This window comes from Flavobacterium azizsancarii (assembly GCF_027980145.1).
In the GTDB taxonomy this organism is placed as follows: Bacteria; Bacteroidota; Bacteroidia; order Flavobacteriales; family Flavobacteriaceae; genus Flavobacterium; species Flavobacterium azizsancarii.
This window is the reverse complement of sequence record NZ_JAMZNK010000023.1, coordinates 65,387-81,890: the sequence shown is the minus strand read 5'-3', so window position 1 is coordinate 81,890 and position 16,504 is coordinate 65,387. Positions and strand designations below refer to the sequence as shown.

The window sequence follows — 16,504 nt, the reverse complement described above, 5'->3', positions numbered from 1 at the left end:
TTATAAAACGAAAAACGCTTATAACGGATATTTTTAAATCCTGTTATAAGCGTTTTTTATTGTCTAAAAAATAAACCTGATCAAAAATAAGGGATGTTTTTCAGTGCCCTCAAATAAATAGCAAGGCTTTTGATAATTTTTATTCGAAAAAAAGCTTTTTAGAAAGCTACATTCCATTTTGGTAATTTTGCATTTTCATCTAAGAAATTTTGCAAAACCTGACCTTCAACTGCAGTAGGAATTCCTTTTACATCTGCGTTATAAGTTTCGTACCAAACAACTTCAAGAGTAGAGATACCTTCTAACTTCATTTGTGCCGGCCAAGAATATTTTCTTCCGGTTTTAGCAAATTGATGACCGTTTACAATTTTATCATACAATCCGCCATTTTTACTTTTAAGAGTTCCATCATTTTGAACAGTTCCTGTAGAACCTACCATAATTAACTCTTTTTCATCACCAACAGCATAAACAACAAAAACACCTGCGCCAGCCTCAGGAGCATTGCAAACTTGTTCTAAACTGTCTTCTGTTGTAAAAGTAAAACTATTGCTTACTTTAAATTTTTCTAATTCTTTGTACATATTTCTTATTTTAAGCTTCTAAGTCTATCCTGATAGATATAGGGACTAAGTTGCTGAGATTTTTAATTTTGTTCCGCACATTTTAAAAATGTAAAAAAGTCTCAACAAAATATTGAGACTTTTTTTTGGAATTTATTATTTTGAATATTAGAAATTATCCTAATATTTCTTTTACTTTTTTACCAATTTCAGCTGGCGAATCAACAACGTGAATTCCGTTGTCTCTCATAATTTGTTTTTTAGCAGCAGCTGTATCATCAGAACCACCAACAATAGCACCTGCGTGCCCCATTGTTCTACCAGCAGGAGCAGTTTCTCCAGCGATAAAACCAACAACTGGTTTACGGTTACCATCAGCTCTAACCCATTTAGCGGCATCAGCTTCTAATTGACCTCCAATTTCACCAATCATGATGATAATTTCAGTTTCTGGATCGTTCATTAATAATTCAACAGCTTCTTTAGTTGTAGTTCCAATAATTGGATCTCCACCAATACCAATAGCTGTAGTAATTCCTAAACCTTGTTTTACAACCTGGTCAGCAGCTTCATAAGTTAAAGTTCCCGATTTAGAAACGATACCAACTGTTCCTTTTTTGAAAACGAAACCTGGCATAATACCAACTTTAGCTTCACCCGGAGTGATTACTCCCGGACAGTTTGGCCCGATTAATCTAGAATTTCTTTCTTTAACATAATTATTTGCTTTAATCATATCTGCTACAGGAATTCCTTCTGTAATAGCAATAATTACTTTGATTCCAGCATCAGCAGCTTCCATAATTGCATCAGCAGCAAAAGCTGGTGGTACAAAAATGATAGATGTATCAGCTCCAGCTTGCTCAACAGCATCTTTTACTGTATTAAAAACCGGACGATCTAAATGGCTCGTTCCTCCTTTACCCGGAGTAACACCACCAACAACATTAGTACCGTACTCAATCATTTGAGAAGCGTGGAAAGTTCCTTCGCTTCCTGTAAATCCTTGAACAATTATTTTGGAATCTTTATTAACTAAAACACTCATGATATATATTTTATGTAGTTTTTAAAATTGTGATGCAAAAGTAAGGTTTTGTAACGTATTTTAACCTTTTTGTCTTCAAAAAAATTAAGAAAATTGACTCATTTGATAACCTCGATATAATTTATCATCTTTTATTTGCCAAATTATAGCAAAATGTGCCAATAACATCTCTTCTCTTGGGTTTTCAATCGTTTTCACAAAATGAGAATATCGAACTGAAACCAAGTCGTCTTCGGCTAAAATATGGCTTATTCTTACTTTTGATCGTACATAAGCACGACTTAGCTCATTCGCCATATCTAACATCGAATTATGATCCATCTCAATTAATCCTTTCGTGCTATTCCAATCTAACTTTACATCGGGATGCAAATAGGTTTTCATGATTTCGCTATCAATTAAGGCATCTGACTTGTAAAATTTCTGAACAAATTCTTTAATAGACATATTACTTCAATTTATTTAAAATTTCAGGAATCTTTTTGATATTGGCCAATTGTTTTAACTTTTCTCTTGATTCTTCGATTGGAGTTCCAAAATATGATTTACCTCCTTCTACTGACTTAGTTACTCCGGTCTGTCCCATAATAACAGCCTTAGCTCCTATTGTGATGCCGCTGGTAGTACCAACTTGACCCCAAATTGTAACTTCGTCTTCGATGATAACACAACCTGCAATACCAGTTTGTGACGCGATTAGACATTTTTTACCAATTACAGTATCATGCCCAACGTGTACCTGATTATCGAGTTTTGTTCCTTCGCCAATAGTGGTATCACCAGTAACCCCTTTATCGATTGTGCAAAGCGCACCTATACCCACATTATCCTGAATCACAACTCTTCCTCCTGAAAGTAACTGATCGAAACCATCAGGACGTTTTTTATAATAGAACGCATCAGCTCCTAAAATAGTTCCGGCATGAATGATTACATTATCACCAATTACTGTATGATCATAAATTGTAACATTAGGATGTATCAAACAGTTTTTACCAATTGTAACATTGTTCCCAACAAAACAATTAGGCTGAATTACTGTTCCTTCTCCAATAGTTGCAGAAAGAGCAATAGAAACAGTCGTAGCTTGAAAAGGTCTAAAATGCTTGGTCAGGGTATTAAAATCTCTGAAAGGATCATCAGAAATTAAAAGAGCTTTACCTTCCGGACAATCTACTTTTTTATTTATTAAAACAATAGTAGCTGCTGATTGTAAAGCTTTGTCATAATATTTTGGGTGGTCGACAAAAACAATATCTCCAGGTTCAACGACATGTATTTCGTTCATGCCAGAAACCGGAAAGTTTTGATCACCTATAAATTCGCATTGAAGCAAATTTGCAATTTCTTGTAAAGAATGAATCTTTGGAAATTTCATATATTTAAATTAGAAAATTTGTCAATTAGAAAATGTGCCAATTAGAAAATGTGTCAATCAGAAAATGAATACTCAAAATTGTGATGATTCACTAATTTTCTAATTGACTCATTGACAAATTATCCAATTAAGAAACTACTCTTTTACACGCTCCATGTAATTCCCTGAAGCTGTATCGATTTTAATTTTATCACCTTCATTGATAAACAAAGGAACATTTACAGTTGCGCCAGTTTCTACCGTAGCAGATTTTGTAGCATTTGTAGCTGTATTTCCTTTAACTCCTGGCTCAGCATAAGTAATTTCCAGAATTACAGAAGCAGGCATATCTACAGATAAAGGCAAATCAGTTTCAGTATTAACCTGAACCATAACATTTGTTCCTTCTTTTAACAATCCCGGAGCATCCAAAATTGCTTTATTCAAAGAAATTTGCTCAAAAGATTCTGTATTCATAAAATGAAACTCATCTCCTTCAGCATATAAAAACTGATAAGTATGTGTCTCAACACGTACATCCTCTATTTTGTGTCCTGCCGAAAATGTATTGTCCAATACTCTTCCTGTAGTTAAACTTCTTAATTTTGTTCTTACGAAAGCAGGTCCTTTTCCAGGTTTTACGTGAAGAAATTCAACGATTTTATAAATATCGTGATTGAACTTAATACACAATCCGTTTCTAATATCTGATGTAGATGCCATTTTGTTTTGTTTTATTTAATATTTTGTTGAATCGTTAAATCGTTTATCTGTTTTCGATTTAACGATTCACAAATAAACGATTCAACTTTTATCTAATAATTTCCTGAATAACCTTTCATAATTCCTCTTGATGAATTTCTGATAAAATCTAAAATCTCATCTCTCTCAGGAGTAGCTTCCATTTCGGCTTCAATAATACTTAAAGCTTGCGTTGTATTGTAGTTCTTCTGGTATAAAATTCTGTAAATTTCCTGAATTTCTCTAATTTTTTCAGTACTAAATCCTCTTCTTCTTAAACCTACTGAATTGATTCCTACGTAGGATAACGGTTCTTTTGCTGCTTTTGTATATGGCGGAACATCTTTTCTGACCAAAGATCCACCAGAAATCATAGCATGATCACCAATATGAATAAATTGATGTATGGCTGCCAAACCTCCAATAACGGCATAATTACCAACAACAACGTGACCTGCCAATGCAACACCATTTACAATAATTGCATTATTACCAATCTCACAATCGTGTGCAATGTGAGCATAAGCCATAATTAAACAATTATTACCTAAAATTGTTTGTCCTGAAGCAACTGTACCTCTATTGATCGTTACACACTCTCTAATAGTACAGTTATCACCTATAATAGCTAAAGAATCTTCTCCTCCAAATTTTAAATCTTGTGGTACGGCTGAAATTACTGCACCTGGAAAAATATTACAATTTTTACCAATTCGGGCACCTTCCATGATGGTTACATTTGAACCAATCCAAGTACCGTCACCAATAATAACATTATTGTGAATTGTTGTAAAAGGCTCAATTACAACATTTTTAGCGATTTTAGCGCCGGGATGAACATATGCTAATGGTTGATTCATCTGTAAGTTTTATATTTTATATTAAAATAGTCTAATTTGGGCAACAAACGTAAACAATAAAAATGATTAATTATTATTGTTTTCTTGCAATTTGAGCCATTAATTCTGCCTCTGTTACCAATTTTCCATTTGCGTATGCATTTGCCTGCATGTGACAAATTCCTCTTCTGATAGGAGAAATTAATTCGCATTTAAAAATTAAGGTATCACCAGGCAATACTTTATGCTTGAACTTAACATTGTCAATTTTCATGAAGTATGTCAAGTAATTTTCAGGGTCAGGAACAGTACTTAATACCAAAATCCCTCCTGTTTGTGCCATTGCTTCCACAATTAAAACACCCGGCATAACCGGAGCTTCAGGAAAATGTCCAACAAAGAAATTTTCATTCATTGTAACATTTTTCATTCCTACCACATGACTATCAGACATTTCTATAATTCTGTCAATTAATAAAAATGGAGGTCTGTGCGGCAACACGGCCATAATTTTATGAATATCCATCAATGGTTCCAAATTTAAGTCATAAACAGGAACATGATTTCTTTGTTCAATTTTGATGATTTTAGCCAGTTTTTTAGCAAACTGAGTGTTTACATAGTGTCCAGGTTTATTAGCTATAATTTTCCCCTGAATTCTAACTCCAATCAAAGATAAATCTCCAACAACATCTAATAATTTATGTCTTGCAGCTTCATTTGGATAGTGTAAAGTAAGATTATCTAAAACACCATTTGGTTTAACAGAAATTTTGTCTTTACCAAACGCTTTCTTTAAATTCTCCATTGTAGCGTCAGAAATTTCTTTATCTACATATACAATGGCATTGTTTAAATCTCCACCTTTTATAAGTCCGTTCTCTAAAAGAGACTCTAACTCATGTAAAAAACTAAAAGTTCTTGAATTAGCAATTTCCTCTTTAAAGTCAGCTATGCTTTTCATAGTTGCATTTTGAGTACCCAAAACTTTAGTACCAAAATCAACCATTGCAGTTACCTGATAATCATCGCTTGGCATTACTAAAATCTCGCTTCCGGTAGTTTCATCAGTAAACGAAATAACTTCTTTTACTACATAAACGTTACGTTTAGCATTTTGTTCTTCAATACCGGCATTTTCAATCGCTTCAACAAAATATTTCGAAGAACCATCCATGATAGGAAGTTCAGACGCGTTCAATTCTATAATAACGTTATCCAAATCGCAACCAACTAGTGCCGCTAAAACGTGTTCAGGGGTTTGAATTTTTACACCTAATTTTTCTAAATTAGTACCTCTTTGCGTATTAACAACATAATTAGCATCTGCTTCGATCACGGGATGACCTTGCAAATCTACTCTAACAAAAGTGAAACCATTATTAATTGGAGCCGGTTTAAAAGTCATTGTAACTTCTTTTCCAGTGTGTAATCCAACGCCTGTTAGTGAAATTTCATTTTTGATGGTCTTCTGTTTAACCATTATTTCCATTTTTTGGGTTTATTATTTGTTTTTTTAATTCATCAATTTCGGCTACAATTTTAGGTAGATTTCTAAAATGCACATACGATTTATTAAAATCAGTATAAGCAAGAGACGGTGTCCCTTGTAGCGTTTCATCATCTTTAATGTTTCTTGCTACTCCGGATTGAGCCTGCAGTCTGACATTATTACCTATTATTAAGTGACCTGCGATACCTACTTGCCCGCCAATCATACAGTTTTCTCCTATTTTTGTAGAACCAGCCACACCGGATTGCGCTGCAATTACAGTGTTTTTACCAATTTCTACATTATGGGCAATCTGAATTTGATTGTCTAATTTAACTCCTTTTCTAATTATTGTAGAACCAAGAGTTGCGCGATCTATTGTAGTATTTGCTCCAATATCAACATTATCCTCTATAACGACATTCCCAATTTGAGGAACTTTGCTATACACTCCTTCTTCATCCGGAACAAAACCAAATCCGTCTGCACCAATAATAGTTCCTGAATGAATCGTACAATTGTTACCAATAATAGTTTCAGAATAAATTTTAGCACCTGCAAAAATATACACATTATCACCAATAACAACATTATCGCCAATAAAACTGTTAGGATAAATTTTTACATTATCACCCAACGCAACATTTTGTCCTATATAACTAAAGCTTCCTAAATATAAATTCTCGCCATATTTAGTCCCTTCAGACATAAAAGAATGTGCTTCTATTCCGTTTTTATTCAATTTTACCTGATTGTAAAATTGTAAAAGCTTAGAAAACGAAGCGTAAGCATCTTCTACTTTAATTAAAGTTGTGGTAATTTCCTGTTCAGGTATAAAGCTGTCATTAACAATCGTTACTGAAGCTTTTGTAGTATATATATAATTGATATATTTTGGATTAGCTAAAAAAGTAAGAGATCCTTCCTCCCCTTCTTCTATCTTAGAGAGCCGAGAAACTTCTGCATTGGGATTCCCAACAACTTCTCCCTCTAAAATCCCCGCTATTTGTTCTGCTGTAAATTTCATTGCGACAAAAATATAAAAAATAGATTTTAAATGTTAATTTTAGATAAGTTGTTTTGGAAAACAGATGTAATATTTTGTTACCAATTTAGATAACGATTTCAAATTCAGCTGATCAGATGCTTCTACGACATCCTCAATTGTTTTATCTTTTTTCAAAATTCGTATCGGTTCAGCTTCTTTACTATAGGCCTGATTTTTTATTTTTCCTCTAAAAATAAAATAACCAGCCTCTAACTGTGTGATATGATGCTTATTAGCAAAATCTTCTTTTAAAGATTGAGACTCTTCCGCCGAAATTTTCTCAGCGCTTAATTTAATCTTCAATAAATCCCTATTAATCAACATCTTACTCAAAGTAGACAATATAAAATCATCTTGCTTTTGCCATGCTTTCAAGGCGCTAATAATATCAAAATCATCTAGTTGAGCAAATAAATCCAACTTCTCAGTATCAAAATCCTCCAAAGTCACCTTATTTTGCATAAAATACAAAAGCGGCTCGCTGCAAGGCAAACTAATTCCTTTTAATGTTAATTCTTTCGCTCTTTTTAGAACATTCATCAAAATTAACTCCGCTACCAAACTTGTTTTATGTAAATAAGCCTGCCAGTACATTAATCTTCTCGAAAGTAAGAATTTCTCAACAGAATAGATTCCTTTTTCTTCAATAACCAAAGTTCCGTCAACAACGTTCATCATCTGGATCAGACGCTCAGAATTAACGTTACCTTCTGCGACTCCAGTATAAAAACTATCACGTTTTAAATAATCCATTCGATCCATATCCAACTGACTTGAGATCAGCTGCAACATGAATTTTCTATGATAATCACCTTTAAAAACCTGAATTGCTAAACTTAATTTCCCTTCAAACTCGTCATTTAGCTGATTCATAAACAATAATGAAATTGCCTCGTGATTCACATCTTCGACGATACTTTTTTCCATAGCGTGCGAAAATGGCCCGTGACCAATGTCGTGGAGTAAGATAGCAATAAACAAAGCATTTTCTTCTTCAGATGAAATTGCAACACCTTTAAAACGAAGTGTTTCAACTACTTTTTGCATTAAATGCATACAGCCCAATGCATGATGAAAACGCGTATGATTCGCTCCGGGATAAACCAAATACGACATTCCCATTTGCGAAATACGGCGTAAACGCTGAAAATACGGATGCTGGATTAAGTCGTAAATAAGTTCGTTCGGGATAGAAATAAACCCGTAGATAGGGTCGTTGAATATTTTTAACTTATTGATATGAGTCACTATTTGGTTATTTTTAGGTCAACAAATATAAGTAAATAACCATAAACAGCTTTGCGTTTTTCATTTAAAAATCAACATTAAATTGTTGTGATTTTCAAGGGAATACTTAATTTGAAATAAGTTTTTATAAAAAAAACATCATTTGTGATACGGAAATTTATACTATTTTTAATACTTTTTAAGTTCTATACATCTAAATTGCATTAAAATTAAACACGTTTATGGATAAGATAAAAATACTTTGGGTCGATGATGAAATCGATCTTTTAAAGCCCCACATATTATTTCTCGAGAAAAAAAACTACGCTGTAACCACTTGTAATAATGGTTTGGATGCTATTACCTTATTTGAAGAAGGTAATTTTGACATTGTCTTTTTAGATGAAAACATGCCAGGAATGAGTGGTCTGGAAACCCTTTCAGAAATGAAGGAAAAAAAATCAGCTACTCCGATGATTATGATCACTAAAAGTGAGGAAGAATATATAATGGAAGAGGCTATTGGTTCTAAAATCGCTGATTATTTGATAAAACCAGTAAATCCCAACCAGATTTTATTAAGTTTAAAGAAAAACCTGGATCATTCAAGGTTAATTTCCGAAAAAACAACTTTAGATTACCAAAAAGAATTTAGAAAAATTTCGATGGAAATGGCAATGGTCAATTCTTATGAAGATTGGGTAGAACTATATAAAAAACTAATATTCTGGGAATTAGAATTAGAAAACATCAATGATCAGGGAATGATTGAGATTCTTGAGTCTCAGAAAGTAGAAGCCAATTCGCAATTCGGTAAATTTATCGAAAGAAATTACGAAGACTGGTTTGCTCCAAAAGCCGAAAAACCAATTCAATCCCATACTTTATTCAAAGAATTAGTAGTTCCTGAAATCAAAAAGAAAGATAAGCCGATTTTATTTGTTGTAATTGACAATTTGCGTTACGACCAATGGAAATCATTTGAGACTGTTGTAGCTAATTATTATAAACTAGAAAAAGAAGTTCCCTACTTTTCTATACTTCCAACTGCAACACAATATGCGAGAAATGCTATTTTCTCTGGTCTATTGCCTACAGAAATGGAAAAACAATTTCCGCAATACTGGAAAAATGACGTTGAAGAAGGTGGAAAAAACCTGTATGAAGCAGAGTTTTTAAGCGCGCAATTAAAACGTTTAGGACTAAACATTAAAGAAGATTACTTTAAAATCACCAATTATGCCGGTGGAAAAAAATTAGCCGAGAACTTTAAAGCTTTAAAAGGCAATGATTTGGTAACGGTAGTCTATAATTTTGTTGACATGTTGTCGCACGCCAAAACCGAAATGGATGTAGTAAAAGAACTTGCATCAGATGATAAAGCGTATCGCTCTTTGACGCTGAGCTGGTTTAAGAACTCTCCGCTTTTAGAGATTATCCAACAAGCTCAACTTCTAGGTTTTAAATTAATTCTTACCACCGATCACGGAACAATTAATGTAAAAAATCCATCGAAAGTAGTTGGAGATAAAAATACAAGTCTAAATTTGCGTTATAAAACTGGTCGTAGTTTAACATACGAGCAAAAAGATGTTTATGTTGTAAAAGAACCAAAGGATATTGGTTTGCCAGCCATAAATATGAGCAGCTCGTTTATATTTGCTAAAAATGATTTCTTTTTGGCTTATGTAAATAACTACAATCATTATGTAAGTTATTATAGAAATACATATCAACATGGCGGAATCTCACTAGAAGAAATGATTATTCCGTTTCTGGTATTTAATCCTAAATAGTAAAAAAGAGTTTTCAGTCTCAGTTTGCAGTAAAGAAAAGTTGCCACAAATTTCGCAAATTTTCACAAATTATTTTTTTTAATAAATACTCTTATTTAATTTTTAATTTGTGAAAATTTGTGAATTTTGTGGCAAAAAATAGTCTGCTTTAGCAGGCAGTCACATTAAATACAGTACAATGAATATCGTTTTTTCATTAGATCAAATTCAGGAAGTAGCAGAAAAAATTTTAGCGTCAAATCCAAAAAAAATCATACTTTTTAATGGAGAAATGGGCGTTGGAAAAACTACTTTAATCAAACAATTATGCAAAAGTCTCGACGTCGAAGAAGCTACAAGCAGCCCAACCTTTTCTTTAGTTAACGAATATTACACAACTAATAATCAGATTGTTTACCATTTTGATTTTTACCGATTAAACAAAGAAACAGAAGCGCTCGATATGGGAGTTGATGATTATTTATATTCCGGAAACTGGTGTTTTATCGAATGGTCAGAAAAAATTAAAAATCTTATTCCCGAAGAACATTCCGTAGTTACAATTGAGCTAATGGCTGATGGAAAAAGAAAATTAGTACTAGTTTAATTCTATAGAGATTTGCCAAGATTTAATAGAGAAACACAAAGGTCTTTCTAACAAAAATTTGCGGCCCCTTGTAGAACTTCTTCATTAATTTCTGTGAAATAACATATATATAAAATGAACCTCGAAAACACAGTAGAAATAATCCCTTTCTCTCCAGCCCTAAAAGAGCCAATTAAAACCTTAAATAAGGAATGGCTTCAAAAATATTTCAGAGTTGAAGAAAATGACGAGATTGTACTCTCGAATCCTCAGGAAGAAATTATCGATAAAGGCGGATTTATTTATTATGCCAGATATAATAATGAAATTCTTGGAACTGTATCTTTACTCAAAGAAGATGATGTGACTTTTGAATTGAGTAAAATGGCGGTTTCAGATAAAGCGCAAGGTCTGGGAATTGGAAATAAATTATTAGTTCACTGCATGACTATAGCTAGAGAAAATAACATCAGGAAACTATTTCTATATTCAAATCGAAAGTTACTTCCGGCAATTTATCTGTATGAAAAATTTGGTTTTACTGAAATCCCTTTAGGTGATGTGAGCTATGAAAGAGCTGACATTAAAATGGAGAAAAATATACCATAATTTCATCTTGTAGTATTAGCAGAATTTTTACATTGATTCTAAAACTTTTTACGTAATTTGTACTCTTAATTTTTGCACCACCCATGTCAATTACTTTAACTCCATTTACGAAGCAACAATTGTTGCCACAAGAAGAAAAACTTGAAATTGGCCGATTCAAAAGCGAACTTTTTATAGGGATTCCCAAAGAAACAAGTTATCAGGAACGTCGCATTTGCCTGACGCCAGATGCTGTAAATTCGCTTACTTACGAAGGTCATCGCGTCATGATTGAATCTGGTGCCGGAGAGAGCTCAAGTTACTCTGATAAAGAATATTCTGATGCAGGAGCTGAAGTAACAAAAGATACTAAAAAAGTTTTTGGATGTCCGCTGCTATTAAAGGTAGAACCTCCAACGCTTGCCGAGATCAAGATGATTAATCCTGAAACAATTATCATTTCGGCTATACAGTTAAAAACCAAGAAGAAAGAATATTTTGAAGCTCTGGCTCAAAAAAAAATAACAGCACTTGCTTTTGAATATATTAAAGATGAAGACGGATCTTATCCTGCTGTAAAATCATTAAGTGAAATTGCCGGAACAGCTTCTATACTTATTGCTGCCGAATTAATGATTACTGACGAGTTTGGAAAAGGACTTTTATTTGGAAACATTACTGGCGTACCTCCTACTGAAGTTGTGATTCTTGGCGCTGGAACTGTTGGCGAATTTGCTGCTAAAACCGCTATTGGTTTAGGTGCAAACGTGAAAGTTTTTGACAATTCGATTACAAAATTACGTCGTTTACAAAATAATTTAAATCAAAGAATCTTTACTTCAACAGTGCAGCAAAAAGCCTTATTAAAAGCTTTACGTCGTTGCGATGTCGCTATTGGCGCCATGCGAGGCAAAGAACGTTGTCCTATTATAGTTACAGAAACTATGGTTGAGCACATGAAAAAAGGTGCCGTAATAGTCGATGTGAGTATTGATACCGGAGGTTGTTTTGAAACCTCAGAAGTTACGACCCACGAAAAACCAACTTTTATAAAAAGTAATGTTTTGCATTATTGCGTTCCAAATATTCCTTCGAGATATTCTAAAACTGCCTCATTATCAATAAGTAATATTTTAACTCCGTATTTACTTCAAATAGCTGAAGACGGCGGATTAGAAAGTGCTATTAGATGTAATAAAGGTTTAAAAAACGGAATTTACCTATATCACGGAATTTTAACGAACAAAGCAATTGGCGAATGGTTTGATTTACCTGACAACGACATCAATTTACTTGTATTTTAAGAGAACTTTAATGTACCTTTGCAAAAATTTTATTTCATGAAGTTCGCACATCGTTTCGCTTATTATTTAGTTGGTTTAGTTATGGGATGCTTTTTTGTAGCCCTTGTTTTTAGCGGAAAAGATACCCGTTGCAACTATTTCCCGAATGCCCGAGTTTTAAATACTTTGCGCACAAAACCTTTTCAGTATTCTGAAAAAGCAATTCAGGTTCTGAATGAAAAATGGGTTGATACAGCTGATATCAAAAACACATTAAAATTTGGAGACGTTGATTTTGATCAGAGCAATGTGCCTTTCAAAAAAGGAAAACTATATATCATTGAAGGAAAAACAGTAAAAAATCAGGAAATTATTCTTAAAGTAATTAATTACGAGAACAAAGCTGTTCTGGATGAAATTATAAAAAAGCCTTTAGAAAAATAGTTCCTGAAATCTAAATTAATAGAACTTTCTTTTCACTTCGACTAAGGAGAAATCACACATGAAACTTGAGAAAAATTAATGTCGTTTGTATGGAATTACTACTATTATTTTTCCTCAGGTCTAAATAGTAACATTGTAGAAGTTTAAGTTTTAAATTGGTTTCAAAACCACTCAATTTCTTTAATTCCCTTAGATTTTAAAAATTCATTCGTTTTACTAAAATGTTTGTTTCCGAACCATTTTCCCTGGTTCGCGCTCATTGGAGATGGATGTCCCGATTCTAAAACGAAATGTTTTGAGCGATCAATTTTAAGTCCTTTTTTCTGTGCAAAATTTCCCCATAATAAGAACACGACATTTTCCTTTTTATCAGAGATAGCCTGAATAACTGCATCAGTAAATAAGTTCCATTTGAGATGTTTGTGACTATTAGGAGTGTCTTTCCTAACTGTTAAGGAAGCATTTAAAAGCAGAACGCCTTGATCTGCCCATTTTTCCAGATTTCCTGAGGTTGGCATAAATACAGAATCCAGATCGCTATTTATTTCCCTAAAAATATTACGCAAAGAAGGTGGGATTTTCAAATTATCATTAACCGAAAAGCTTAAGCCATTTGCTTCTCCTACTCCGTGATAAGGATCCTGACCAATAATAACAACTTTTACATCATTGAACGAACAATGATTGAACGCCGAAAAGATTAAATCTAATGGCGGATAACAAATATGTTTCTTGCATTCGTCTTCTAATGACAAAAGCAAATCTTTAAAATAAGGTTTTTCAATTTCATCTGACAAAACAACTTGCCATTCAGGAGAAAGATTAATTTTCATTTTCAATACAATTTATTACAAAATACGCAAAGTTTTTTTCAAAGTACTAATTAATAGTATCATTTCGTTCTAAAACTTTGTAACTTTGAACCTTTACAACTTACGATATAAATGATATCTATTACCGAAAAAACATTACAAGATTTACAATTCCCAACAGTGCTCGAAACCATTTCGGCAGGCTGTAATACTGACATAGGAAAAGAAAAAGCTTTAAAAATAACTCCTTTCAGAGATAAAGAAACTTTGATGCAGGCTTTGATGCAAACATCTGAGTATGTTTCGTCTTTTGAAAATAATAACGCCATTCCCAATCATGGGTTTGACGCGATTACTCACGAAATCAAATTCCTTGCAATAGAAGATAGTTTTCTGGAAGTAGGCAGCTTTAGAAAAATAGCTACTCTCTCAACAACTGCAAATGTGTTGTTGACTTTTTTTAAAAAATTCGACGATTATTACCCAAATCTAAATGCAAGAGCTTCGAGAGTTGAATACACGAAAGACATTGTTTCTTTAATTGACGCTATTGTTGATAAATACGGAGAAATCAAAGACAACGCTTCGCCCGCTTTACTGAGTATTCGCCAGAATATGAATATCGTTCGCGGCAAAGTAAATCAAAGTTTTGGGGTCGCATTAACGCAATATAACAGCCTTGGATATCTTGATGACATCAAAGAAAGCTTTGTTCAAAACCGTAGGGTTTTGGCAGTCCTGGCCATGTATCGCCGTAAAGTAAAAGGTTCTATTTTAGGAAGTTCTAAAACCGGAAGTATTGCTTATATCGAACCGGAAACCACATTGCAATATTCGAGAGAACTAGCCAATCTTGAATACGAGGAAAAAGAAGAAATTACCCGGATTTTAAAACAATTATCAAACGCTATTCGTCCGTTTTTACCAATATTAATTGAGTATCAGGAGTTTTTGAGTGACATTGATGTAGTTGCCGGAAAAGCAAAATACGCCAACAGAATCAACGGAATATTACCTACAATTACAGAAGAACGCAGATTATTCTTTAGAGAAGCGTACCATCCTATTCTGTACTTGAATAACAAGCAAAAAAACGAAATTACACATCCGCAAACTATTGAATTAAAACAAGATAATCGAATCATTGTAATTTCAGGACCAAATGCTGGAGGAAAAACAATTTCGCTTAAAACAGTTGGTTTATTACAATTGATGCTGCAATCAGGAATGTTGATTCCGGTGCATGAACGAAGTGAAACTTTTTTGTTCGACAGGATCCTAACAGATATTGGTGACAATCAATCTATTGAAAATCATCTGAGTACTTATAGTTACCGATTAAAAAACATGAATTATTTCCTGAAGAAATGCAACAAGAAAACCATGTTTTTGATTGATGAATTTGGTACAGGTTCTGATCCGGAATTAGGTGGGGCTTTGGCTGAGATTTTCCTGGAAGAATTTTATCATCGTGAAGCTTTTGGAATTATCACAACGCATTATTCAAATTTGAAAATTCTGGCAAATGAATTGCCTTTTGCCACAAATGCGAATATGATGTTTGATGAAAAATCGCTTGAACCAATGTACAAACTTGCTTTAGGTCAGGCTGGTAGTTCGTTTACATTTGAAGTTGCCTTAAAAAATGGCATTCCGTTTGGTTTGATTAATCGTGCCAAAAAGAAAATTGAAGTTGGAAAAGTCCGTTTTGATAAAACGATTGCAACACTTCAGAAAGAGCGTTCTAAGCTTGAAAAAACTTCGATCAATTTAAAAGAAGAAGAAACCAGGGCGCGAGAGGAAAGCAAAAAGATGGAAAACATCAATGTAAAAATCAAACAGAAATTAGAAAGCTATCAGGAATTATATGATAGTAATCAAAAGACAATTTATATTGGTCAGAAAATAGAAGATATCTCAGAGAAATATTTCAACAATAAAAATAAAAAAGAATTGCTTGGAGAATTTTTGAAAATTATAGAAATTGAAAATTCAAAACGCAAAAAAGCAACTCCAAAAGAAGCCAAAGCCATAACCGAAAAGAAAAAAGAAGTTATCGCAGAAGTCTCTGTTCAGGTGGAAGAAATTCGAAAAGAGAAAAAAGAGAAAAAACTTAAACCTGTAATCGAAAAACCAAAACCAATTTTAAAAGTTGGCGACAGAGTAAGAATGCTCGACGGAAGATCTGTTGGAAGTATTGATTCGATCGAAAAAAATAAGGCAACTGTTAATTATGGAATTTTCACTTCAAAGGTAAGTTTGGATGAATTGGAATTGGTTGAAGCTGCAAAGAAATAAGTTTTAAGTTTTTAGTAGCAGTTTTCAGTTACTAAAAACGTAATAAAACATCAAAAATTAAAATAAAGCGATTTTAGCAAACATTTTCAAAAAGACAATTATGAAGATGGTTATTTTTTAAAAAGCGCTTAAAAATAATTTATGAAAGCTGTTTGTGATTGGTAAAAATTATGGATTTTATTTTATCGATAAATAAAACATATTTAACAAAAACTAATTAAAGATTACAATTATTACAGTCGTTATCATCTCACGATGGAGAAATTACACATAAAACTCCGTAAAAGAGGATTGCTAATCTTTTTAGAGTTACGCGTATAATTTCTCGTTCCTCGAAATAACAACTATGCGGAAAGCTTTGTCAAAGTTCACAACTTTGACAAAGCTAAAAAACCTGAAACCT

At 33.0% G+C, this 16,504-nt stretch carries 16 protein-coding genes; 6 read left to right on the top strand and 10 right to left on the bottom strand.

All coding sequences use genetic code 11. The annotated features are described in order from the left end of the window. Positions 1 to 158: 158 nt before the first annotated feature. From NJT12_RS14505 to NJT12_RS14465, 9 genes are all read right to left on the bottom strand, one after another. Positions 159 to 584, bottom strand: coding sequence for a hypothetical protein (locus NJT12_RS14505; protein ID WP_271336633.1), 426 nt, complete (start codon positions 582 to 584; stop codon positions 159 to 161). A gap of 154 nt (positions 585 to 738) precedes the next feature. Continuing rightward, positions 739 to 1,611 (bottom strand): succinate--CoA ligase subunit alpha, encoded by an 873-nt coding sequence (sucD, locus tag NJT12_RS14500; protein ID WP_047775108.1) that lies wholly within the window; start codon positions 1,609 to 1,611, stop codon positions 739 to 741. An 84-nt stretch (positions 1,612 to 1,695) separates the two neighbouring features. Beyond that, positions 1,696 to 2,058 carry a nuclear transport factor 2 family protein gene (locus tag NJT12_RS14495; RefSeq protein ID WP_271336632.1) on the bottom strand — a complete coding sequence of 121 codons (363 nt, stop codon included), beginning with the start codon at positions 2,056 to 2,058 and terminating at the stop codon, positions 1,696 to 1,698. Between the two features lies 1 nt (position 2,059). After that, positions 2,060 to 2,989: a UDP-3-O-(3-hydroxymyristoyl)glucosamine N-acyltransferase gene (locus tag NJT12_RS14490; RefSeq protein WP_271336631.1), complete on the bottom strand. Its 930-nt coding sequence runs from the start codon at positions 2,987 to 2,989 to the stop codon at positions 2,060 to 2,062. Between the two features lie 135 nt (positions 2,990 to 3,124). Continuing rightward, the gene (gene efp / locus NJT12_RS14485; RefSeq protein ID WP_271336630.1) at positions 3,125 to 3,691 is read right to left on the bottom strand and encodes an elongation factor P; all 567 of its coding nucleotides are present in this window, start codon (positions 3,689 to 3,691) and stop codon (positions 3,125 to 3,127) included. A 92-nt stretch (positions 3,692 to 3,783) separates the two neighbouring features. Beyond that, entirely contained in the window at positions 3,784 to 4,569 is a 786-nt protein-coding gene (lpxA, locus tag NJT12_RS14480; protein WP_271336629.1) for an acyl-ACP--UDP-N-acetylglucosamine O-acyltransferase, read from the bottom strand. A gap of 73 nt (positions 4,570 to 4,642) precedes the next feature. Then, positions 4,643 to 6,031 carry a bifunctional UDP-3-O-[3-hydroxymyristoyl] N-acetylglucosamine deacetylase/3-hydroxyacyl-ACP dehydratase gene (locus tag NJT12_RS14475; RefSeq protein WP_271336628.1) on the bottom strand — a complete coding sequence of 463 codons (1,389 nt, stop codon included), beginning with the start codon at positions 6,029 to 6,031 and terminating at the stop codon, positions 4,643 to 4,645. Continuing rightward, positions 6,024 to 7,067, bottom strand: coding sequence for a UDP-3-O-(3-hydroxymyristoyl)glucosamine N-acyltransferase (gene lpxD / locus NJT12_RS14470; protein WP_271336627.1), 1,044 nt, complete (start codon positions 7,065 to 7,067; stop codon positions 6,024 to 6,026). The genes NJT12_RS14475 and lpxD overlap by 8 nt, the downstream gene beginning before the upstream one ends. Positions 7,068 to 7,106: 39 nt before the next feature. Beyond that, the gene (locus NJT12_RS14465; RefSeq protein WP_271336626.1) at positions 7,107 to 8,336 is read right to left on the bottom strand and encodes an HD domain-containing protein; all 1,230 of its coding nucleotides are present in this window, start codon (positions 8,334 to 8,336) and stop codon (positions 7,107 to 7,109) included. A gap of 221 nt (positions 8,337 to 8,557) precedes the next feature. Between NJT12_RS14465 and porX the strand changes: the two genes are divergently transcribed. The 5 genes from porX (at position 8,558) to NJT12_RS14440 (ending at position 12,991) form a co-directional block, all read left to right on the top strand. Next, positions 8,558 to 10,111, top strand: coding sequence for a T9SS response regulator signal transducer PorX (gene porX / locus NJT12_RS14460; protein WP_271336625.1), 1,554 nt, complete (start codon positions 8,558 to 8,560; stop codon positions 10,109 to 10,111). 178 nt (positions 10,112 to 10,289) lie between these two features. Then, a complete protein-coding gene (tsaE, locus tag NJT12_RS14455; protein ID WP_271336624.1) occupies positions 10,290 to 10,697 on the top strand; it encodes a tRNA (adenosine(37)-N6)-threonylcarbamoyltransferase complex ATPase subunit type 1 TsaE in 408 nt (135 codons plus the stop codon). A gap of 114 nt (positions 10,698 to 10,811) precedes the next feature. Further along, complete coding sequence (locus tag NJT12_RS14450) at positions 10,812 to 11,285, top strand: GNAT family N-acetyltransferase (RefSeq protein ID WP_271336623.1); 474 nt, start codon at positions 10,812 to 10,814, stop codon at positions 11,283 to 11,285. An 83-nt stretch (positions 11,286 to 11,368) separates the two neighbouring features. Further along, entirely contained in the window at positions 11,369 to 12,568 is a 1,200-nt protein-coding gene (locus tag NJT12_RS14445) for an alanine dehydrogenase (RefSeq protein ID WP_072963546.1), read from the top strand. A gap of 36 nt (positions 12,569 to 12,604) precedes the next feature. Beyond that, complete coding sequence (locus NJT12_RS14440; protein ID WP_271336622.1) at positions 12,605 to 12,991, top strand: DUF4258 domain-containing protein; 387 nt, start codon at positions 12,605 to 12,607, stop codon at positions 12,989 to 12,991. Positions 12,992 to 13,152: 161 nt separating this feature from the next. Here the strand turns inward: NJT12_RS14440 and ung are convergent, their stop codons facing one another. After that, positions 13,153 to 13,824 (bottom strand): uracil-DNA glycosylase, encoded by a 672-nt coding sequence (gene ung / locus NJT12_RS14435; protein WP_271336621.1) that lies wholly within the window; start codon positions 13,822 to 13,824, stop codon positions 13,153 to 13,155. Positions 13,825 to 13,935: 111 nt separating this feature from the next. Between ung and NJT12_RS14430 the strand changes: the two genes are divergently transcribed. Further along, the gene (locus NJT12_RS14430; protein ID WP_271336620.1) at positions 13,936 to 16,101 is read left to right on the top strand and encodes an endonuclease MutS2; all 2,166 of its coding nucleotides are present in this window, start codon (positions 13,936 to 13,938) and stop codon (positions 16,099 to 16,101) included. Positions 16,102 to 16,504: the final 403 nt, after the last annotated feature.